General features: G+C 63.8%; 19 protein-coding genes and 1 pseudogene. 10 read left to right on the top strand and 10 right to left on the bottom strand.

Annotation, left to right across the window (positions count from 1 at the left end):
- Positions 1-5 precede the first annotated feature (5 nt).
- The 7 genes from mltB to ACM62G_RS08160 all read left to right on the top strand — a co-directional run bounded on the left by mltB (position 6) and on the right by ACM62G_RS08160 (position 6,463).
- Positions 6-1,016 carry a lytic murein transglycosylase B gene (gene mltB, locus ACM62G_RS08190; RefSeq protein ID WP_054060066.1) on the top strand — a complete coding sequence of 337 codons (1,011 nt, stop codon included), beginning with the start codon at positions 6-8 and terminating at the stop codon, positions 1,014-1,016.
- Positions 1,016-2,035: a septal ring lytic transglycosylase RlpA family protein gene (locus tag ACM62G_RS08185; RefSeq protein ID WP_054060065.1), complete on the top strand. Its 1,020-nt coding sequence runs from the start codon at positions 1,016-1,018 to the stop codon at positions 2,033-2,035. The genes mltB and ACM62G_RS08185 overlap by 1 nt, the downstream gene beginning before the upstream one ends.
- 241 nt (positions 2,036-2,276) lie before the next feature.
- Positions 2,277-3,440, top strand: a complete 1,164-nt coding sequence (locus ACM62G_RS08180) for a D-alanyl-D-alanine carboxypeptidase family protein (RefSeq protein ID WP_054060064.1) — start codon at positions 2,277-2,279, stop codon at positions 3,438-3,440.
- A 108-nt stretch (positions 3,441-3,548) separates the two neighbouring features.
- Entirely contained in the window at positions 3,549-3,824 is a 276-nt protein-coding gene (locus ACM62G_RS08175; RefSeq protein WP_017903133.1) for a DUF493 domain-containing protein, read from the top strand.
- On the top strand, positions 3,824-4,474 hold the full coding sequence (lipB, locus tag ACM62G_RS08170; RefSeq protein WP_054060063.1) for a lipoyl(octanoyl) transferase LipB: 651 nt from the start codon (positions 3,824-3,826) through the stop codon (positions 4,472-4,474). Before ACM62G_RS08175 ends, lipB begins: the two co-directional genes overlap by 1 nt.
- Before the next feature lies 1 nt (position 4,475).
- Positions 4,476-5,504: a lipoyl synthase gene (gene lipA / locus ACM62G_RS08165; protein ID WP_054060062.1), complete on the top strand. Its 1,029-nt coding sequence runs from the start codon at positions 4,476-4,478 to the stop codon at positions 5,502-5,504.
- A 5-nt stretch (positions 5,505-5,509) separates the two neighbouring features.
- On the top strand, positions 5,510-6,463 hold the full coding sequence (locus tag ACM62G_RS08160; RefSeq protein ID WP_273824672.1) for a S66 peptidase family protein: 954 nt from the start codon (positions 5,510-5,512) through the stop codon (positions 6,461-6,463).
- Positions 6,464-6,650: 187 nt separating this feature from the next.
- Here the strand turns inward: ACM62G_RS08160 and ACM62G_RS08155 are convergent, their stop codons facing one another.
- The 5 genes from ACM62G_RS08155 to leuS all read right to left on the bottom strand — a co-directional run bounded on the left by ACM62G_RS08155 (position 6,651) and on the right by leuS (position 12,643).
- Positions 6,651-7,967, bottom strand: coding sequence for a lytic murein transglycosylase (locus ACM62G_RS08155; protein WP_419736980.1), 1,317 nt, complete (start codon positions 7,965-7,967; stop codon positions 6,651-6,653).
- A 72-nt stretch (positions 7,968-8,039) separates the two neighbouring features.
- Positions 8,040-8,201: an alternative ribosome rescue factor ArfA gene (arfA, locus tag ACM62G_RS08150; RefSeq protein WP_017123357.1), complete on the bottom strand. Its 162-nt coding sequence runs from the start codon at positions 8,199-8,201 to the stop codon at positions 8,040-8,042.
- A 66-nt stretch (positions 8,202-8,267) separates the two neighbouring features.
- Entirely contained in the window at positions 8,268-9,305 is a 1,038-nt protein-coding gene (holA, locus tag ACM62G_RS08145) for a DNA polymerase III subunit delta (RefSeq protein ID WP_419736979.1), read from the bottom strand.
- Between the two features lie 40 nt (positions 9,306-9,345).
- Positions 9,346-9,951 carry an LPS assembly lipoprotein LptE gene (lptE, locus tag ACM62G_RS08140; protein ID WP_273824674.1) on the bottom strand — a complete coding sequence of 202 codons (606 nt, stop codon included), beginning with the start codon at positions 9,949-9,951 and terminating at the stop codon, positions 9,346-9,348.
- Positions 9,952-10,036: 85 nt separating this feature from the next.
- Complete coding sequence (gene leuS / locus ACM62G_RS08135; RefSeq protein ID WP_419736978.1) at positions 10,037-12,643, bottom strand: leucine--tRNA ligase; 2,607 nt, start codon at positions 12,641-12,643, stop codon at positions 10,037-10,039.
- Between the two features lie 223 nt (positions 12,644-12,866).
- On the opposite strand from leuS, the gene ACM62G_RS08130 reads away from it, so the two are divergent.
- Positions 12,867-13,187, top strand: coding sequence for a hypothetical protein (locus ACM62G_RS08130; protein ID WP_054060057.1), 321 nt, complete (start codon positions 12,867-12,869; stop codon positions 13,185-13,187).
- Positions 13,188-13,303: 116 nt separating this feature from the next.
- Positions 13,304-14,095 (top strand): YdcF family protein, encoded by a 792-nt coding sequence (locus tag ACM62G_RS08125; RefSeq protein ID WP_419736977.1) that lies wholly within the window; start codon positions 13,304-13,306, stop codon positions 14,093-14,095.
- Between the two features lie 84 nt (positions 14,096-14,179).
- On the opposite strand, the pseudogene lnt reads toward ACM62G_RS08125, so the two are convergent.
- From lnt to miaB, 5 genes and pseudogenes are all read right to left on the bottom strand, one after another.
- Positions 14,180-15,702, bottom strand: a pseudogene (gene lnt, locus ACM62G_RS08120) (apolipoprotein N-acyltransferase).
- A 17-nt stretch (positions 15,703-15,719) separates the two neighbouring features.
- Positions 15,720-16,559: an HlyC/CorC family transporter gene (locus ACM62G_RS08115; RefSeq protein ID WP_054063740.1), complete on the bottom strand. Its 840-nt coding sequence runs from the start codon at positions 16,557-16,559 to the stop codon at positions 15,720-15,722.
- A 61-nt stretch (positions 16,560-16,620) separates the two neighbouring features.
- Positions 16,621-17,079: an rRNA maturation RNase YbeY gene (gene ybeY, locus ACM62G_RS08110; protein ID WP_054057098.1), complete on the bottom strand. Its 459-nt coding sequence runs from the start codon at positions 17,077-17,079 to the stop codon at positions 16,621-16,623.
- Positions 17,072-18,076 carry a PhoH family protein gene (locus tag ACM62G_RS08105; protein WP_054063741.1) on the bottom strand — a complete coding sequence of 335 codons (1,005 nt, stop codon included), beginning with the start codon at positions 18,074-18,076 and terminating at the stop codon, positions 17,072-17,074. The genes ybeY and ACM62G_RS08105 overlap by 8 nt, the downstream gene beginning before the upstream one ends.
- Positions 18,077-18,221: 145 nt before the next feature.
- The gene (gene miaB, locus ACM62G_RS08100; protein WP_054057100.1) at positions 18,222-19,550 is read right to left on the bottom strand and encodes a tRNA (N6-isopentenyl adenosine(37)-C2)-methylthiotransferase MiaB; all 1,329 of its coding nucleotides are present in this window, start codon (positions 19,548-19,550) and stop codon (positions 18,222-18,224) included.
- A 136-nt stretch (positions 19,551-19,686) separates the two neighbouring features.
- On the opposite strand from miaB, the gene ACM62G_RS08095 reads away from it, so the two are divergent.
- A complete protein-coding gene (locus ACM62G_RS08095; RefSeq protein WP_054057101.1) occupies positions 19,687-20,013 on the top strand; it encodes a DUF1820 family protein in 327 nt (108 codons plus the stop codon).
- Positions 20,014-20,020: the final 7 nt, after the last annotated feature.

Below are 20,020 nucleotides of genomic sequence, written 5' to 3'. Positions count from 1 at the left end.
GTTCAATGCAAGTGATGCGCGACTGGGCGGCTCGATGCGCTCCCTGGATGGGCCTTCTCGGCTGCCTGGGGGCCGCGCCGGGGGCGCTGGCCGGTGATTACGAAGGATCGCCGCAAGTCGCCGAGTTCGTCGGTGAAATGACCCGCGACTATGGTTTCGCCGGCGAGCAACTGATGGACGTGTTCCGTCAGGTCGAGCGCAAGCAGAGCATTCTCGATGCGATTTCCCGGCCGGCCGAGCGGGTCAAGCCGTGGAAGGAATACCGCCCGATGTTCCTCACCGATGCCCGGGTCGCCCGTGGCGTCGACTTCTGGCGCCAGCACGAGGCCGCCCTGGCCCGCGCCGAGCAGGAATATGGCGTGCCGGCCCAGGTGATTGTCGCGATCATCGGCGTGGAAACCTTCTTTGGCCGCAACACCGGCAACTACCGGGTGATCGATGCCCTGTCGACCCTGGGCTTCGACTACCCGCCCCGCGCCGAGTTCTTCCGCAAGGAACTGCGCGAGTTCCTGCTGCTGGCCCGCGAGGAGCAGCTCGATCCGCTGAGCCTCAAGGGCTCCTACGCCGGGGCGATGGGCCTGCCGCAGTTCATGCCGAGCAGTTTCCGCGCCTATGCGGTGGATTTCGACGGCACCGGCCACATCAATATCTGGACCAACGCCGACGACGCCATCGGCAGTGTCGCCAGCTATTTCAAACGCCACGGCTGGGTGACCGGCGAGCCGGTGGTCAGCCGCGCCGATGTGCGCGGTGACCAGGTCGATCAGGGGCTGAGCCCCGGTCTCGACCCGGTGAAGACCGTGGGGGAGTTGCGGGCACTGGGCTGGTCGAGTCATGATGCGCTGCGCGATGACATGCCGGTGACGGCATTTCGCCTGGAAGGCGACAATGGGCCTGAATACTGGATGGGCCTGAAGAATTTTTATGCGATCACGCGCTATAACCGCAGCGTAATGTACGCCATGGCCGTGCATCAGCTGTCCGACCTGTTGGTCCAAGCACGGGGCGTCAAGTAATGCAGGCTTTGCCGATTTCCAAACCACTGAAGCTGTTGGCTTGCACCGCGCTGGCGGTGCTGGTGGTCAGTTGCTCGTCCAGCCGTTCGCCCTATCAGTCGTCATCTTCCAATGCGATCCGTTCCAAGCCCGGGCTGGACATCAACCGGGCCCACAAGGACGGCGCGCCATGGTGGGACGTCGATGTGTCGCGGATTCCCGATGCCACCCCGACCCTGCATTCCGGTCCCTACAAGGCCAACCCCTACACGGTGCTGGGCAAGACCTACTTCCCGTTGCAGGATTCGAAGAACTACATCGCCCAGGGTACCGCGTCCTGGTATGGCACCAAGTTCCACGGCCAGAACACCGCCAACGGCGAGGTCTACGACCTGTACGGCATGAGCGCCGCGCACAAGACCCTGCCGCTGCCCAGCTACGTGCGGGTGACCAACCTGGACAACAACCGCAGTGTGATCCTGCGGGTCAACGACCGCGGGCCGTTCTATTCCGACCGGATCATCGACCTGTCCTACGCCGCCGCCAAGAAGCTCGGCTACGCCGAGATCGGCACGGCGCGGGTCCGGGTCGAAGGCATCGATCCGCAACAATGGTGGGCCCAGCGTGGCCGGCCGGCGCCGCTGATGCTCAATGAACCGCAGGTGGCGCAGACGTCCACGCCGGCTCTGTCGGCTTCCACCGGCACCATCGAGCAGTGGACGCCACCGCCGCAACAGCACGCCACCGACGTGGTCCCTGTGCAGGCACAGGCCGATGCAAAAAAAAACGGTGCGGTACCAGCCTCTGGCCAGTATCTCCAGGTGGGCGCCTTCGCGAACCCGGACGCTGCCGAACTGCTGCGCTCGAAGCTGAGTTCGATGGTCAAGGCGCCGGTGTTCGTCAGTTCGATCGTACGCAACCAGCAGACACTGCATCGGGTGCGGATGGGGCCGATCGGCACGCCGGATGAGGTCCAGCAGGTGCAGAACAGTGTCCGCCTGGCCAATCTCGGCTCGCCAAGTCTGGTGACGTCGGAGTAACACAGGCAAAATGGCGGATTGGGCAGCCTTCCAAGGCTCTGTACAGAATGTTTCAACGCCGCCTGGGCGAGCGCGGATACATGAGGTGCTGAGCCTGGGGCCGGGGCCTGGTTGTTGGTTCGTTTAATAATAAAAGCCTGGAAAGGGTGGTGGAGCGAGCAACCGAACACGGGGCAGCCTCTGGCTGTCTGATTAGTTTTGCCCGTGAGGGCAAGTTTCCATTAGCGATTTCGAGAGACGGATGAACATCACCACCTTTGCCAAACGTTTGTGCCTGCTTGTGCCGTTGATCATGGCGCCCGCCGCCTGGGCTGCCGATGACATGGCGTTGCCGGCGTCGCCGCAACTTGCCGCCAAGTCCTACGTGCTCATGGATGCCGCCAGCGGCAACGTGCTGGTCGAGAACAACGGCGACCAGCGCCTGCCGCCGGCGAGCCTGACCAAACTGATGACCGCCTACATCGCGACCCTGGAAATCCGTCGCGGCCAGATCGGCGAGAACGATCCGGTGACCATCAGCGAGAACGCCTGGCGTACCGGTGGTTCGCGGATGTTCGTCAAGGTCGGTTCGCAGGTGACCGTCAGTGACCTGCTGCACGGAATCATCATCCAGTCCGGCAACGACGCCAGCGTGGCGCTGTCCGAGCACATCGCCGGCAGCGAAGATGCCTTCGCCGACATGATGAACAAGACCGCTGGCGATCTGGGCATGAGCAACAGCCACTTCATGAACCCGACCGGCCTGCCGAACCCCGAGCACTACTCGTCGGCCCACGACATGGCGCTGCTGGCTCGCGCGATCATCCGTGTCGACCCGGTGCACTACGCCATCTACTCGCAGAAGGAATTCTTCTGGAACGGCATCAAGCAGCCCAACCGCAACCTGTTGCTGTGGCGTGACAAGACCGTTGACGGCCTGAAGACCGGCCACACCGAAGAAGCCGGCTACTGCATGGTGTCCTCGGCGGTGCGTGACGGCCAGCGCCTGATCGCGGTGGTGTTCGGTACCAACAGCGAAGCGGCCCGTGCGGCCGAGACCCAGAAGCTTTTGACCTACGGTTTCCGCTTCTTCGAAACCCAGACCTTCTACCAGAAGGGCACCGAGCTGGCCAAGGCTCCGGTCTGGAAAGGTACCACCCACGAAGTGAAGGCCGGCCTGGCCGAAGACCTGACCATGACCATGCCTAAAGGCCAGCTGAAAAAGCTCGCCGCCAGCATGACCATCAATCCGAAACTGGTCGCGCCGATCGCCAAGGGTGACGTCATCGGTAAAGTGGAAGTCAAACTGGATGACAAGGTGGTGCGCAGCACTGATCTGATCGCGCTGGACGCGGTGGAGGAAGGTGGTATCTTCCGTCGCCTGTGGGATAGCATCCGTATGTTCTTCTACGGCATGTTCAACTGACGCGGTTTCACCAGCGGCATTTTCATCACATAGTGTCGATTTGCGTGCCTCCACCCGACCCGGGTGCGAGGCACGTCCGTTGCCTGGGCTTACGAGGCCGTTATTGTCATGACAGACACTGAAGTAAAAGCTCCGAAAATCGAGTTCCCGGTTACCGACTATCCGGTCAAGGTGATCAGTGACACGGGTGTGGGCAACAAGGACAAGATCGTCGAGATCGTCCGCAAGCATGCGACGATCAACGACCAGCGGGTGGACGAACGCCAGAGCAGCAACGGCAAGTACACCACGATCCAACTGCACATCGTGGCCACCGACCAGGACCAGTTGTACAACATCAACAGCGAGTTGCGGGCCACCGGCTTCGTACACATGGTGCTGTGATGGCAGGCATGTTGGGCTTTCGCGAGCTCGGCCAGACGCCTTACGAGCCGGTCTGGCATGCCATGCAGCGATTCACCGACGGACGCAAGTCCGAAGAGTTTCCCGATGAAGTCTGGCTGGTGCAGCACCCGCCGGTCTTCACCCAGGGCCAGGCCGGCAAGGCCGAGCACCTGCTGCTGCCGGGCGACATTCCGGTGGTGAAGGTCGATCGTGGCGGCCAAGTGACTTATCATGGGCCTGGCCAACTGGTGGCCTATCTGCTGCTGGACGTTCGCCGCCTGGGTTTCGGCGTGCGCGAACTGGTCAGCCGGATGGAACGCAGCCTGATCGAACTGCTCGCCGAGTATGGCGTGCAGGCCGAGGCCAAGGCCGATGCTCCCGGGGTATACGTCAATGGCGCGAAAATCGCCTCCCTGGGCCTGCGGATTCGCAACGGCTGTTCCTTCCATGGCCTGGCGTTGAACGTCGACATGGACCTGGCGCCGTTCCGACGGATTAACCCCTGCGGTTATGCGGGGCTGGCGATGACCCAGCTGCGCGACCACACAGGACCGATTGAATTTGCCGAGGTAAGTGCCCGGCTGCGTGCGCAGCTCGTCAAACACCTCGACTATGCTGAGCAGACGACCCTCACGGGCGGAATCGATTGATATGACTACTGCGCAAGACGCTGTGCAAACCCTGATCCCGGCGCTGGATGTTTCCGAGCGCCCGGCCCGTGCGAAAGTCGAAACCGGCGTCAAGCTGCGCGGTGCCGAGAAGGTCGCGCGGATCCCGGTGAAGATCATCCCGACTACCGAGCTGCCGAAGAAGCCCGACTGGATTCGCGTGCGCATCCCGGTGTCGCCGGAAGTCGACCGCATCAAGCAATTGCTGCGCAAGCACAAGCTGCACAGTGTCTGCGAAGAGGCCTCCTGCCCGAACCTGGGCGAGTGCTTCAGCGGCGGTACCGCGACCTTCATGATCATGGGTGACATCTGCACCCGTCGTTGCCCGTTCTGCGACGTCGGCCATGGCCGGCCGAAGCCTTTGGACGTCGACGAGCCGAAGAACCTGGCGGTGGCGATTGCCGACCTGCGCCTGAAGTACGTGGTGATCACTTCGGTGGACCGCGACGACCTGCGTGACGGCGGTGCCCAGCACTTCGCCGACTGCATCCGCGAGATCCGCAAGCTGTCGCCGAACGTGCAGCTCGAGACCCTGGTCCCGGACTACCGCGGCCGTATGGACGTCGCCCTGGAAATCACCGCGGCCGAGCCGCCGGATGTGTTCAACCACAACCTGGAAACCGTACCGCGCCTGTACAAGGCTGCGCGTCCGGGTTCCGACTACCAGTGGTCGCTGACCCTGCTGCAGCGCTTCAAGCAGATGGTCCCGCACGTACCGACCAAGTCCGGCCTGATGCTCGGCCTGGGCGAGACCGACGACGAAGTCATCGAAGTGATGAAGCGCATGCGCGAGCATGACATCGACATGCTGACCCTCGGCCAGTACCTGCAGCCATCGCGCAGTCACCTGCCGGTGCAGCGTTTCGTCCATCCGGACACCTTCGCCTGGTTCGCCGAGGAAGGCTACAAGATGGGCTTCAAGAACATCGCCTCGGGCCCGCTGGTGCGTTCCTCGTACCACGCCGACGAGCAGGCCAAGCTGGTCAAGGCCGAACTGCTGGGAGCGTCGTAAGACCCATGGGCAGCCTTCGACCCGTGCGGGACTTCTACCCGGAACAAAGCGCGGTGTCGGCACTGCCCCAGGGCGGGGTGATCGGCCTGATCGCCCCGGCCGGCCCGGTCGCCATCGACCCGCAGGAAGCCCGGCAGTGGGTACGCTCGCGCGGTTATGAGCTACGGATCTTTCCAGGTGTCTCGCAACGGGACGGTTACCTGGCCGGCAGCGACGAGGTTCGCCTGCGGGACCTGCACGATGCCTTCTCCGACCCGGAAATCGATGCCATCCTCTGCCTGCGAGGCGGTTACGGCTGCCCGCGGCTGCTGGAGCGGATCGATTACCCGCTGCTCGCCCGCAATCCCAAGCTGCTGGTCGGCTACAGCGATATCACCGCCCTGCACCTGGCAATTGCCCGTTACGCCGGGTTCATGACGTTCCATGGACCGATGTTCAACATCGATCTGCTCAGGGGCAAGTTGCCACCAACCGAAGCGTCCCTGTTCGACCTGCTTGGTGGCCGTCTCAAGGCCGGTGATACGCTCGAACACCCCGAAGCCTATCCACTGAGCACCCTGGCCCCGGGAAGCGCCCGTGGGCGCCTGCAGGGCGGTAATCTGACGTTGATCTGCACCAGCCTGGGGACGCCCTACGAAATCGATACCGATGGCGTGATCCTGTTCATCGAGGACGTCAACGAGCCTCTGTATCGGGTGGATCGGCTGCTCACCCACCTGCGCCTGGCGGGCAAGCTCGAAGGCTTGAAGGGCGTGCTGGTGGGGGACTTTGCCGGGGTCGACAGCGATGCCCTGGCGAGGCTGCTCAAGCAGGAACTGGGCCCCCTGGGGATTCCGGTGCTGGCCGGTTGGCGCAGTGGGCATTGCGACCCGAACCTGACGCTGCCGCTGGGTGCGCAGGTGCGCCTGGAGGCCGATGCACGGCGGCTGGTGCTGGAGCAGGATGTGGTGCGGATCTGATTTCGTCCAGATTCGACACGAGGCCTGTAGAGGCAGGCGGTGCGGCGATCCGACTTGCCCGCGAACAGGGCCCGCTCCCACACTGATACGACATGCGCTGTAGGAGCAAGGCTTGCCTGCGAAGAGGCCAGCGCAGCCACTGAAAGCTTCGCGGGCAAGCCCGGCTCCTAAGGGAGCGCGTTGCTTTCTAGCGTTTGCGCAGGCTCTCGAGCAGCTTGTGATTCGGATAGCCATCCGCCGGCCAACCCAGCGATTGCTGTGCACCGCGAATGGCCTTGCGGGTGTTGGCCCCGATGATCCCATCCGGGTTGCCGGCATCGTAGCCCGTGCTGCTGAGCAGCGTCTGCAACTCGATCCGCTCGCTGCGGCTCAGTGGCAGGTCATCCTTGGGCCAACTGCCGCGAATCACGCCACCACTGTTGAACCGCTGGGACAGCAGCCCGACCGCCAGGCCATAGGACGACGAGTTGTTGTACTTGAGGATGGCGCGGAAGTTGTCGAGCACCAGGAACCCCGGCCCACGATAACCCGCCGGTAGCAGCAGCGAAGCCGAGAGCGGTGCGGCGCCATAGGGCAGGGCGACGCCGGCGGGCAGTTGCACGCCCATCTGCAGCCATTCGCTGACCGGCTTGCGGATGGCGCCGTCGGCCAGCGAGTAGTCGAAACCGGCCGGTACCGCGACTTCGAAACCCCAAGGCTGGCCTTTCTGCCAACCCGAGCTTTGCAGGTAGTTGGCGGTCGAGGCCAGGGCATCGGCCGAATCGTTCCAGATATCCCGGCGGCCATCGCCGTCAAAGTCCACCGCATAGCTGTTGTAGGTGGTCGGGATGAACTGGGTCTGGCCCATGGCGCCGGCCCAGGAGCCGAGCATCTGTTCCGGACGGATATCACCATGCTGGATGATCTGCAGGGCGGCCAGCAATTGGCTCTGGGCGAAGCCCGGACGACGGCCTTCGTAGGCCAGGGTCGCCAGCGAACGGATCACCGATTTATCGCCCTGGAACTGGCCGAAGTTGCTCTCCATGCCCCAGACCGCGACGAGGGCCTCGCGGTCGACGCCATAACGCTGCTCGATGCTCTGCAGCACCGCGCTGTTCTGCACCAGCAGGGCCTGGCCCTTGCGCACGCGGGTCGCCGACAGTGCGCCGTCGAGGTATTCCCACACCGGCCGGGTGAACTCCGGCTGGCTGCGATCGGCCTTGATCACGCTCATGTCGGGGCTGACGCCGGCGAAGGCGTTGTCGAAGGTATTCGGGGTGATCCCGGCGCGCAATGCCTCGATACGGAATGCCGCGCGCCAATCCTCGAAACTCTGGGCGGGCTGGATAAATTGGGTATCGGTGGCAGGTGCTGCTGCGGGAGTCGGCACCGGCGTAGCGGGCAGTGTCGGCAGCGGCTGGGCGTCGGCGGCCGTGGGCTTTTCCGCACAGGCGACGAGCAGGATGAAGCTGGTGGCGGCGAACAGTCGGCGCAAAGGCCAACCGAGGGTGAGACTAAAGGGCATGCGCGGGTCCGAAGAATGCGAATCAGGTGTTGACCTTATCATGCCTTGGGGGTGCAGGTCGTGATGACACTTTCACGCGGCCAGAAAGTCAGAAGCCTCCCAGCTTTTGGACTGGAAGGCTTCGCGACGGTAGCTGCCCTTGCCTTTGGCCGGCTGTTCCTGGCGGCTTCGGAACAGTGGCTGGGCGATGATCGATTTGGCTTTGTTGGGACGGCGCCGGGACGGCTTGCTCATGGCAGTGCACTCTTGGGTTGGAAGAGCGCGAATCATCAGGCAGATGCACCTGTCTGTCCAGTGGGGTTATTCCGCTGGCAGCACCAGACGCTGGCCACACATCAGTAGGCTGAGTCGGCTCAGGCTGCTCCATGGCGAGCCGGCAGCCTGGCCCTTGATCTGCGCGTCGATGCGCTGGGCATCCATCAGCAACTGGCTCCAGCGTTGTGCCGAGTGGCGTTGCAGGGCCTTGCTCATCAGTGGTCGGCGTTTGTCCCACACCGGCGGCTTGGCCTGGCTGAAGGCCTTGTCCAGCGGTACGCCCTGGCTGTACTGCTGGGACAGGTTGGCCAGCAGCCGCAGTTCCCGGGCCAGGGCCCAGAGAATCACCGGCGGCTCGACCCCTTCGCCACGCAACCCTTCGAGCATGCGCAGGGAGTGGGCTGCCTCGCCATTGAGCACGGCATCGACCAGGCCGAACACATCGAAGCGGGCACTGTCGGCCACCGCCGCCTGCACCGTCTCGATGGTGATCTGCCCGCCCTCGGCCATCAGCTTGAGCTTTTCGATTTCTTGGGCGGCGGCCAGCAGGTTGCCCTCGACCCGTGCGGCAATCAGTTCCACGGCATCCTGCTGGGCGGAAAGCCCGGCCTGGGCCAGGCGCTGGCGAATCCATTGCGGCAACTGGTTGGCATCCACCGGCCAGATCTGGATGAACTGGGTCTGCTGGCCTTCGATCAGCGCCTTGCCCCACTTGGTCTTCTGCGCGCTGCCGTCGAGCTTGGGCAGGGTGATCAGCAGCAGGGTATCGTCGGCCGGTCGCGCGCAGTACTCCATCAGCGCGGCGGCGCCCTTGTCACCCGGCTTGCCGGACGGCAGGCGCAGTTCCAGCAGGCGTTTCTCGGCGAACAGCGACATGCTGGCACCGGCTTGCAGCAGGGTGCCCCAGTCGAAGTTGGCGTCGGCGCTGAACACCTGGCGCTCATCGAAGCCTTGCTGGCGGGCGGTGGCACGAATGGCGTCGGCAGCCTCCTGACACAGCAGCGGATCGTCGCCGCTGATGATATAGACCGGCGCGAGGCCACCTTGCAGGTGTTTGGCGAGTTGGGCGGGAGCGAGTTTCATGGGCGGGTTGCCAGGGGGCGCCAGGGGCGCCCCACATGGTTTACGGGTTCGGCAGTTCCAGAGGCGATTGTTGTGGCTGCGAGGCCTCGAACTTGCGCGCGGCTTCCAGGGCATCGGCATCCGCCTTGGCCTTGGCATCAGCGGCCTGCTGGAGGCTGTCCAGCTGTTGCGGGGTCAGCACCTGCAGGCGGATGACCATCTGCTGCACCAGGTCACGACGCATTTCCTTGCGTAGCTCCGCGGCCTCGGCGTCACCGCCGGTGATGTTGTTGCCGTCGTGCACATAGTACTTCTGCACTTCCAGCTTGCCGCCAGTCAGAAGCAGGTCCTTCTCACCACGGATCTCGTAGTTCAGCGCGGTGTTGAGTTCGTACTCGGCGTTACGACCCGAGCCGCTGTAGCTCGCTGCACGCTGGGTTTCCTGCTCGTTGGTCAGTACCAGCTTGTAAGGCGCGCCCTTGTGGACGTCGACGCCGCTGTGCTCCAGCACCTGGGTCAGTTGCTTGAGCGTATCCCCGTAGGCGTTGCGGGCGCTGACCGACAATTCCTTGATCGTCAGTTCGGAGGTGCCCGTGCCACGCAGCTGGAAGCCGCACGCGCTCAGCAGCACCGCAAGGCCCATTACCAGCAGATTGCGTTTGATCATCTTGTTGCTCCCCTTGAAACCGCGGGCCGGCATGGCGGCCCCGGAAATCCTGTAAGGCGCCCGCTCTGACGGGCGCCTGGTCCAATTAGCTGGCGACGATGTTGACCAGCTTGCCGGGCACGACGATGACCTTGCGGATCGTCAGGCCATCGATGAAGCGCAGTACGTTTTCGTTGACCCGGGCCGCCGCTTCGATTTCCTCGCGGGTGGCGCTGGCCGGCATCTCGATCTGACCACGCAGCTTGCCGTTGACCTGAATCACCAGCACCAGGCTGTCCTGGACCAGGGCACTTTCATCCAGCACCGGCCAGCCGGCGTCGATGATGGCGCCGTCCTGGCCCAGCTGTTTCCACAGCTCGTGGCTGATGTGCGGGGTGATCGGCGCGAGCAGCAGGGCCACGGTTTCCAGGCCTTCCTGGATCAGCGCGCGGTCCTGGGCGGAGTCCTGCGGCGCCTTTTCCAGCACGTTCATCAGGGTCATCACCTGGGCGATGGCGGTGTTGAACTTGTGGTTCTGGCCGACGTCCTGGCTGGCCTGCCTGATCGCCAGGTGGATGGAGCGGCGGACCGCTTTCTGCTCGTCGTTCAGCGCGGTCAGGTCCAGCTTGCCCGGCAGACCCTGGGTCACGTGGGCCTGGGCCAGACGCCAGACACGCTTGAGGAAGCGGTGCGCACCCTCGACGCCGGAGTCGGACCATTCCAGGCTCATGTCGGGCGGCGAGGCGAACATCATGAACAGGCGGCAGGTGTCGGCGCCGTACTGCTCGATCATCGATTGCGGATCGACGCCGTTGTTCTTCGACTTGGCCATCTTCTCGGTGCCACCGATCTCCACCGGCAGGCCGTCGCTGATCAGCTTGGCGCCGATGATCTTGGCCTTGCTGTCGCGCTCCAGCTCGACGTCCGCCGGGTTGTACCAGGTGTAGCCACCGTTGGCTTCGCGACGGTAGTAGGTCTCGGCGACCACCATGCCCTGGGTCAGCAGGTTCTTGAACGGCTCGTTCGAGCTGACCAGGCCTTCGTCGCGCATCAGCTTGTGGAAGAAGCGCGCGTACAGCAGGTGCAGGATCGCGTGTTCGATACCGCCGATGTACTGGTCCACCGGCAGCCAGTGGTTGGCGGCTTTCGGGTCGACCAGGCCACCTTCGTAGCGTGGCGAGGCATAGCGGGCGTAGTACCAGGACGACTCGACGAAGGTGTCCATGGTGTCGGTTTCACGCTTGGCCGGCTGGCCGCATTTCGGGCAGTTGCACTCGTAGAACTCGGGCATGCGCGCCAGTGGCGAACCGGCGCCGTCCGGCACCACGTCTTCCGGCAGCACGACCGGCAGTTGGTCCTCCGGTACCGGTACGTCACCACAGCTGTCGCAGTGGATGATCGGAATCGGGCAGCCCCAGTAGCGCTGGCGGCTGATGCCCCAGTCGCGCAGGCGGAACTGGGTACGCGAGGCGCCGAGGTTCTTCCGGATCAGCGCGGCTTCGATGGCGTCGAACGCGCCGGCGAAGTCCAGGCCGTCGAACTCGCCGGAGTTGATCAGGGTGCCGTGTTCGCCGTAGGCGTCCTGCCACGGGGCCGGGTGGGTGTCGCCGGAGCTGGTGCGCACCACCGACTTGATCGGCAGCCCATACTTGCTGGCGAACTCGAAATCACGCTCGTCGTGGGCCGGCACTGCCATTACGGCGCCGTCGCCGTAGTGCATCAGCACGTAGTTGGCGACCCAGACCGGCAGTTTTTCGCCGGTCAGCGGGTGGGCGACGAACAGGCCGGTTGGCAGGCCTTTCTTTTCCTGGGTGGCGACGTCGGCTTCGGCGACGCTGCCGGCCTTGCATTCGGCGATGAAGGCTTGCAGTTCGGGGTTGTTGCGCGCGGCCTGGGTCGCCAGCGGGTGCTCGGCGGCGACGGCGACATAAGTCGCGCCCATCAGGGTGTCCGGACGGGTGGTGAAGACCTTCAGCGTGCCGGCTTCGCCGATGGAATCGACGTCGTACGGGAACTGCACTTCCATCCCGCGGGACTTGCCGATCCAGTTGCGCTGCATGGTCTTGACCTGCTCGGGCCAGCCCGGCAGTTCGTCGAGGCTTTCCAGCAGTTCATCGGCGTAGGCGGTGATCTTGAAGTAGTACATCGGGATTTCGCGCTTCTCGATCAGCGCGCCGGAACGCCAGCCGCGGCCGTCGATCACCTGCTCGTTGGCCAGTACGGTCTGGTCCACCGGGTCCCAGTTCACGGTACCGTTCTTGCGGTAGATCACGCCTTTCTCGAACAGGCGGGTGAACAGCCACTGTTCCCAACGGTAGTAGTCGGGCTTGCAGGTGGTCACTTCGCGGGACCAGTCCACTGCCAGGCCCAGGCTGCGCAGCTGGCTCTTCATGTAGGCGATGTTTTCGTAGGTCCACTTGGCCGGTGCGACCTTGTTCTTCATCGCGGCGTTTTCCGCCGGCATGCCGAAGGCGTCCCAGCCCATGGGTTGCAGGACGTTCTTGCCCTGCATGCGCTGGTAGCGGGCGATCACGTCGCCGATGGTGTAGTTGCGCACGTGCCCCATGTGCAGCTTGCCGCTGGGGTAAGGGAACATCGACAGGCAGTAGTAGGTGTCCTTGCCTGGCTGTTCACTGACTTCAAAGGACTTCTGCTCGTCCCAGAACGATTGGGCGGCGTTTTCGATTTCACGGGGCTGATAGTGTTCGTGCATGGCTACTTGTTCTGGAAAGGGTGGCCCAATCCTCTTCAACGCACCGTGCGGGTGCTGCTGGAAGTGGAGTTACAGGAAGCCCCGTAGCATACATGACGCCGCTCCGCCGAGGGAAACCCTGATTGCGCGACGAAGGCCGTTGGTCGCGGCGGCAGGCTGGTTGGCCGTGCGCCGCTAAGCTCATAGAGGGGGAAGTGATACTTATCTTCAATGAGGTGAGCGGATGGTGGAGTCGCAGCGAAATGTAACTGATCCCGAGCTGTACGAACGCCTGATCACGCGTCTTGGGCTCGCCCTCGACGCGGCGAGGACGGCGGTCCGCCTGCGTGACGAGCGGCCTGCCGAGCTGGAGTTGCGGGGCCTGAGTAGCGCCGAGTTCGAACTGATCAGGGCCTATCTGGACCTGAGCGGTCGCGGCGTGCACACGTCTGGCGCAACCGTTTCACAACCGAGGGAAGACGTACGTTCGGCCGAGATCATCTGGTTGAAGGACAGGGCGCCGAAGCTGTATTCGGCGCGGTTCAAGTCATTTCGGGCCAAATGAGGCCCGCCCGGCTGCATCCTGTTGTCTGTCCTGGCCTGTTCCCCGGGCCAAGGATCCGCAAGGTTGTTGATTGACCCTGATGCACTTAGGCTTCGGGCATCTTCTGGAGGTGCCCGATGCCTGTTCGCTACATCCTAAAACAATTGTTGCTGCCGCCCGGCCTGTTGCTGCTGCTGCTGGCGCTGGCCTGGTGGCTGCGCAGGCGCCGGCCGCGGCTGGCGGCGGTGTGCTTTGCCCTGGGGTTTGGCGGGTTCTGGCTGATCAGCCTGCCGGTGGTGGTCGAATGGTCCGCGCGGGCGCTGGAGACCGTGCCGGCGCTGGAGCGTAGCGAGTGGGCGGGGCTGGCGCAGCGCGCCGATGCCATCGTGGTGCTCGGTTCCGGGCGCGAGCGCGGCGATTCGGCCTGGGGCAGCGACCAGCCGACCGGTATCGGCCTGGAGCGCCAGCGCTATGCGGCGCGGCTGGCCAAGGCTTCGGGCTTGCCGGTGCTGACCAGCGGCGGCCTGCACTATGGCACACCGCCCAGCGAGGCGGCGTTGATGGCCGAGTCGATGCGGGAGGATTCCGGGGTGACGGTGCGCTGGCTGGAGGAGCGCAGCACCACGACCTGGGAAAATGCCCGGTTCAGTCATGAATTGCTGGCGCCGTTGGGGATCAGGCGCGTGGTGGTGGTCACCCATGCCGCGCATATGCCGCGGGCGGTCTGGAGCTTCGAACAGGCCGGTTTCAATGTGGTGCCGGCACCGGTCGGCTTCCTGGGGCGGGACAATGCCAGCCCTTTGGGTGGCTGGATGCCGGAGTTCAAGGCGATCTGGCGCAGTGGGCAACTGATCAACGAGGCGGTGGGGCAGGTAGGGTACCGACTTTTCTACCGGGCTGTGCCCGAAGGCAGCTCACCGCCTCTGTAGGCGCAGGGCTTGCCCGCGAAGGCGTCCTCTAGGACGTTAAGCGCTTCGCGGGCAAGCCACGCTCCTACAAGACGCAGGTGTGTTTCAGACGGCCTTGGCAATCCGGCTGGCCAGCAACGCCCAGCCGAACAGCAGGCCGCAGAGAATGACCAGCGGCCACGAACGCCACTGCAGGTACGGTGTCAGGTTGTGCATCGGTACCACTTCGCCATACAGGATGCCGCGCTCGAACTGCGGGATCTGCGTGGTGATCCGGCCGAACGGATCGATCAGCCCGGTCACGCCGTTGTTGGTGGCGCGGATCATCCAGCGTCCGGCTTCCAGTGCGCGCATCTGTGCCATCTGCAGGTGTTGCAGCGGGCCGATCGAGGTGCCGAACCAGGTGTCGTTGCTGATGGTCAGCAGCAGGTCGCTACGTGCCGACAGGCTGGCGGCGAATTCCGGGTAGACCACTTCGTAGCAGATGAACGGGGCGATCTGATAGCCCTTGGCCTGCAACAGCGGCTGGTCGACGGGGCCACGGGCGAAGTCGGACATCGGCAGGTCGAAGAACTCGATCAGCCCTCGCAGCAGGTCCTGCAGGGGGACGTACTCGCCAAACGGTACCAGCTTCTGCTTCAGGTAGACCCCGTCGCCTTCGCCAAGCGCGACGATGCCGTTGAAGTAGCGCTTCTCGTTATGCACCACCTGGCGGATCGGCACGCCAGTGATCAGGGCCGAATGCCGGTCGGCGGCAAAGTTGCCCATCATCGACAGGTAGCCTTCGGCGGACTCCTTCAGTACCGGGACCGCGGTCTCCGGCCACACCAGCAGGTCAGTCCGTCTGGTGCTGAAGCTCATGTCGCGATACAACGCCAATTGCGCGTTGAGTTGCGCCGGGTCCCACTTCATGCTCTGTTCGATATTGCCCTGGAGGGCGGCAACGCTCAGCGGCTCGCCCGCCGGGCTGGTCCAGGCATGATGCTTGAGTGCCAGGCCGATGGCCCATGGCCCGACCAGCAGCACCAGGCCCGCCGTGATAAACGCCTTGCGACCCCCTTGAGCAGGCGCCGGGCGTTGTACAGCAGGGCCGCGGTGAGGGCCAGGGCGAAGGAGATCAGCCAGATCCCGCCCAGTGGAGCGAGACCGGCCAATGGGCCGTCCAGCTGGCTGTAGCCGGAATAGAGCCAGGGGAAGCCGGTCAGGAACCAGCCGCGGAAGGCTTCCTGCGCGACCCACAGGGCGGCGAAGGCCAGGGCATCGGCCAGCGGCGCCTCATTGCGGCGGATCCAGCGTGCCCAGAGCCAGGCGGGCAGGGCGAAGAACCAGGCGATGGCGGCGATGAACGCCAGCATCAGCAGGCCCGCCAACAGCACCGAGGCGCCGCCGTAGGTGTGGATACTCACGTAGATCCAGCTGGTGCCGGCGCCGAACAGGCCGAAGCCGAAACACCAGCCGCGCCACAGGGCCTGGCGTGGCGACAGTTCGCGCAGGCCGGCATAGAACAGGCCGACCGCCAGCAACGCCAGGGGCCAGATATCGAACGGCGCCAGGGCCAGGGTGGTCAGCGCGCCAGCCGCCACGGCCAGCAGGTTACCGGGCCAGCCGGGACGGGTTAAGCGCAGCATAGGGAAGCTTCCAGTCCTTAGCGATTGATGGGTGTCAGGCGGATCAGGTGGATCCGACGGCTGTCGGCATTCAGGATACGGAAACGATACGCGCCGATCTCGGTGGTTTCATTACGCTTTGGCAGATGGCCGAACGCACTCATCACCAGGCCGCCGACGGTGTCGAACTCGTCGTCGGAGAATTCGCTGTCGAAGAATTCGTTGAAGTTCTCGATCGGCGTCAGTGCCTTGACCAGGAAATCTCCGCTGGGCAGCGGCTTGATGTAGCTGTCTTCCTCGACGTCGTGCTCGTCCTCGATATCGCCGACGATCTGCTCCAGCACGTCCTCGATGGTCACCAGGCCCGCCACGCCGCCGTATTCGTCGATGACGATGGCCATGTGGTTGTGGTTGGCACGGAACTCGCGCAGCAGCACGTTCAGGCGCTTGGATTCGGGGACGAAGGTCGCCGGGCGCAGCAGGTCCTTGATGTTGAAGCCTTCGCCGTTTTCCTTGAGGATCAGCGGCAGCAGGTCCTTGGCCAGCAGGACGCCCATGACGTCGTCGTGGCTTTCGCCGATCACCGGATAGCGCGAGTGGGCGGCATCGAGGACGGCGGGAAGGAATTCGCGGGGTGTCTGGGTCGCCTTGATGCTGATCATCTGCGAGCGCGGGACCATGATGTCGCGTACCTGCAGGTCGGCAACCTGGATGGCGCCTTCGACGATGGCCAGCGCTTCGCTGTCCAGCAATTTGTTCTGGTGGGCTTCGCGCAGCAGCTCCATCAGCTCCTGGCGGTTTTTCGGCTCATGGGCAAAAGCCTGGGTCAGCTTACCCAGCCAGGACTTCTGCCCGTTGCTCGATCGGTCTTCGCTCATAGCGATTTACTCGTTTTCCTTGATTGAGTGATCAGTCGTTGGTGATCAATGTGATGAGTGATCAGTGCTCGTCATCGGCATAAGGGTCCGGATGACCCAGTTCAGCAAGCAACTCTCGTTCCAGTGCTTCCATTTCCTCGGCTTCCTCGTCATCGATGTGGTCGTAACCCAACAGATGCAGGCAGCCGTGAATGACCAGATGGGCCCAGTGGGCCTCCAGTGCCTTGCCTTGTTCGGCCGCCTCGCGAGCGACCACCGGAACGCAGATCACCAGATCCCCCAGCAGGGGAATATCCAGCAACTCGTCCGGCACGTCGGCGGGGAAGGACAGCACGTTGGTCGCGTAGTCCTTCTGGCGCCAGGTACGGTTCAGTTCGCGGCCCTCGGCCTCGTCCACCAGGCGAATGGTCAGCTCCGAGTCGGCGCTGCGCTGGCGCAGGGCCAGGGCGCACCAGGTACGGAAATCGGCCTCGCTCGGGGCCGGTGCGTCAGTGGCCAGTTGCAGGTCGAGTTCAAGCATCGGCTTGGCTGTCCCTGGCCGCAGCGGACTCGGTGCGCTTGTCGAAACGCTCGTAGGCTTCGACGATGCGCTGCACCAGCGGGTGGCGCACCACGTCCTTGGGCTGGAAGTGGGTGAAGCTGATACCCGGCACGTCCTTGAGTACCTCGATGACATGGGCCAGGCCGGACTTGGTGCCGCGTGGCAGGTCGACCTGGGTGATGTCACCGGTGATGACCGCGGTCGAGCCGAAGCCGATCCGGGTCAGGAACATCTTCATCTGCTCGACGGTGGTGTTCTGGCTTTCGTCGAGGATGATGAAGCTATTGTTCAGCGTGCGGCCGCGCATGTAGGCCAACGGGGCGATCTCGATCACCTGGCGCTCGATCAGCTTGGCCACGTGCTCGAAACCGAGCATTTCATACAGCGCGTCGTACAGCGGGCGCAGGTACGGGTCGATCTTCTGGGCCAGGTCGCCCGGCAGGAAGCCGAGTTTTTCCCCGGCCTCGACCGCCGGACGCACCAGCAGGATCCGCCGCACCTGCTCGCGCTCCAGGGCGTCCACGGCACAGGCCACCGCCAGGTAGGTCTTGCCGGTACCCGCCGGGCCGATGCCGAAGTTGATGTCGTTGGCAAGCACTTCCTTCACGTAGCGCTGCTGGTTCAGGCCGCGCGGGCGAATCATGCCCTTTTTCGTGCGCAGCGCCACTGCGGCTTCGGCGACCGGATTGTTCTCCAGGTCATCGGCGGTGGATTCCTGCAGGAACAGGTGCACCATGTCCGGAGACAGCTCGGTACCCTTGGTTTCCCGGTACAGGCGGCGCAGCAGTTGTTCTGCGGAAGTGGTGAGCTTGGGTTCGCCGATCAGTTCGAACTGATTGCCGCGGTTGCGGATCTTGATGGTCAGGCGCTGTTCGATCAGACGCAAATGCTCGTCGAACTGCCCGCACAGATTGGCGAAGCGATGGGCCTCGAAGGGCTCGAGGATGAAACGATGGGGTTCTATGGGTGCGTTCAAGGTTGTTTATCAGCCGCCCGACGGCAATGGAGATGAATTCAAGGATAACGCTAGCAGCCGGGGGACGAAAGCGCTTCCGTCTGACAGACCGTCCCCTCTTTGACGAGGAACACGGTTCACCGGGGCCAGACTGCTCACAACGGCGTTACTGGAGCATCGAGCCGCGCAGCGAATGCGGCTGCGCGGAATCGATGTGGACGTCGACGAACTGGCCGATCAACTGCGGATTGTCGCAGCGGAAGTTGACGATACGGTTATTCTCGGTCCGGCCCTGCAGTTCGCCCGGATCCTTTTTCGAGTAGTCGGTCACCAGGATGCGTTGGACCGAGCCGACCATTTGTCGGCTGATCTCGAACCCCTGCTGGTTCAGGCGGTGCTGCAACGCGTTCAGGCGCTCTTTCTTCAGTTCTTCCGGGGTGTCGTCCGGCAGGTCCGCCGCTGGCGTACCGGGGCGCTGGCTGTAGACGAACGAGTAGGAGAAGTCGAAGCCGACGTCCTCGATCAGCTTCATGGTCTGCTGGAAGTCCTTCTCGGTTTCTCCGGGGAAGCCGACGATGAAGTCCGAACTGATGCAGATGCCCGGCACGGCGGCACGCAGTTTGCGCAGCTTGGACTTGTATTCCAGCGCGGTGTGATTGCGTTTCATGGCCGCGAGAATACGGTCCGAGCCCGACTGCACCGGCAGGTGCAGGTGCTTGACCAGTTCCGGGACCTCGGCGTGGGCCTGGATCAGGCTGTCGGAGAACTCCAGCGGATGCGAGGTGGTGTAGCGAATGCGTTCGATGCCGTCGACGGCCGCCACCACCCGGATCAGTTCCGCCAGGTCGGCCAGCCGTCCGTCATGGGTGACGCCGCGATAACCATTGACGTTCTGCCCCAGCAGGGTCACTTCGCGCACACCGTTCTCGGCCAGGTGGATGATTTCGCCGATCACGTCGTCGAATGGCCGGCTGACCTCTTCGCCACGGGTGTAGGGCACCACGCAGAAGGTGCAGTACTTGCTGCAGCCTTCCATCACCGAGACGTAGGCGCTGGGGCCGTCGATGCGCGGTTCGGGCAGGTGGTCGAATTTTTCGATTTCCGGGAACGAGATGTCCACCTGCGGCAGGCGGGTGACCCGCGCCGCGTCGATCATCTCCGGCAGGCGGTGCAGGGTTTGCGGGCCGAAGACCACGTCGACATACGGCGCGCGCTTGCGGATCGCCTCGCCTTCCTGGCTGGCGACGCAGCCGCCGACGGCGATCACCATGTCCGGATTGCCTTCCTTCAGCTCGCGCCAGCGGCCCAACTGGGAATAGACCCGATCCTGGGCGCGTTCGCGGATCGAACAGGTGTTGAGCAGGATGACGTCGGCGTCTTCGGCGCGGGCGGTGACTTCCAGGGCCTGATGTTCGCCCAGCAGGTCGACCATGCGCGAGCTGTCGTACTCGTTCATCTGGCAACCGTGGGTTTCGATATAGAGCTTCTTGGCCATGGGCGGGTGTCGTCGAGTGATTCAAAGAACCGCGCATTATAAGGGTCATCGCGGTCGCTTCCTAGCATTGTGCGTCCGACGGCTATGCTATAGTTCGCGCCCTCTTTCCATAGCCCCGATGTGTCGTCCGCCCGCCATGAGCAAACGTGAAACCCCGATCTACAAGGTGATTTTCCTCAACCAGGGCCAGGTGTTCGAAATGTACGCCAAGCAGATCTATCAGAGCGATCTGTGGGGCTTCCTGGAGGTCGAGGAGTTCGTCTTTGGCGAGCGCACGCAACTGGTGGTCGATCCGGGCGAGGAAAAGCTCAAGGCACAGTTCGAGGGCGTGGTGCGCAGTTTCGTGCCGATGCACTCGATCGTGCGGATCGACGAGGTCGAGCGCCTGGGTACACCGAAGATCAGCGAGGCGCGGGGCATGGGCAATGTCACGCCGTTTCCGATGCCGATGCCGGAGAAATAACCGCTGG

The organism is Pseudomonas sp. COR18, from assembly GCF_048568395.1.
GTDB lineage: Bacteria > Pseudomonadota > Gammaproteobacteria > Pseudomonadales > Pseudomonadaceae > Aquipseudomonas > Aquipseudomonas fuscovaginae_B.
This window is presented reverse-complemented; position numbering and strand designations above follow the sequence as displayed.

Coding starts and splice junctions, on each gene's coding strand:
- leuS (WP_419736978.1), bottom strand. CDS start 12,643: ATGCACGAACACTATCAGCCCCGTGAAATCGAAAACGCCGCCCAATCG.
- ACM62G_RS08095 (WP_054057101.1), top strand. CDS start 19,687: ATGAGCAAACGTGAAACCCCGATCTACAAGGTGATTTTCCTCAACCAG.
- ACM62G_RS08175 (WP_017903133.1), top strand. CDS start 3,549: ATGACAGACACTGAAGTAAAAGCTCCGAAAATCGAGTTCCCGGTTACC.
- ACM62G_RS08130 (WP_054060057.1), top strand. CDS start 12,867: ATGGTGGAGTCGCAGCGAAATGTAACTGATCCCGAGCTGTACGAACGC.
- mltB (WP_054060066.1), top strand. CDS start 6: ATGCAAGTGATGCGCGACTGGGCGGCTCGATGCGCTCCCTGGATGGGC.
- lipA (WP_054060062.1), top strand. CDS start 4,476: ATGACTACTGCGCAAGACGCTGTGCAAACCCTGATCCCGGCGCTGGAT.
- ACM62G_RS08180 (WP_054060064.1), top strand. CDS start 2,277: ATGAACATCACCACCTTTGCCAAACGTTTGTGCCTGCTTGTGCCGTTG.
- ACM62G_RS08185 (WP_054060065.1), top strand. CDS start 1,016: ATGCAGGCTTTGCCGATTTCCAAACCACTGAAGCTGTTGGCTTGCACC.
- ACM62G_RS08115 (WP_054063740.1), bottom strand. CDS start 16,559: ATGAGCGAAGACCGATCGAGCAACGGGCAGAAGTCCTGGCTGGGTAAG.
- arfA (WP_017123357.1), bottom strand. CDS start 8,201: ATGAGCAAGCCGTCCCGGCGCCGTCCCAACAAAGCCAAATCGATCATC.
- ybeY (WP_054057098.1), bottom strand. CDS start 17,079: ATGCTTGAACTCGACCTGCAACTGGCCACTGACGCACCGGCCCCGAGC.
- lipB (WP_054060063.1), top strand. CDS start 3,824: ATGGCAGGCATGTTGGGCTTTCGCGAGCTCGGCCAGACGCCTTACGAG.
- holA (WP_419736979.1), bottom strand. CDS start 9,305: ATGAAACTCGCTCCCGCCCAACTCGCCAAACACCTGCAAGGTGGCCTC.
- ACM62G_RS08160 (WP_273824672.1), top strand. CDS start 5,510: ATGGGCAGCCTTCGACCCGTGCGGGACTTCTACCCGGAACAAAGCGCG.
- lptE (WP_273824674.1), bottom strand. CDS start 9,951: ATGATCAAACGCAATCTGCTGGTAATGGGCCTTGCGGTGCTGCTGAGC.
- miaB (WP_054057100.1), bottom strand. CDS start 19,550: ATGGCCAAGAAGCTCTATATCGAAACCCACGGTTGCCAGATGAACGAG.
- ACM62G_RS08125 (WP_419736977.1), top strand. CDS start 13,304: ATGCCTGTTCGCTACATCCTAAAACAATTGTTGCTGCCGCCCGGCCTG.
- ACM62G_RS08155 (WP_419736980.1), bottom strand. CDS start 7,967: ATGCCCTTTAGTCTCACCCTCGGTTGGCCTTTGCGCCGACTGTTCGCC.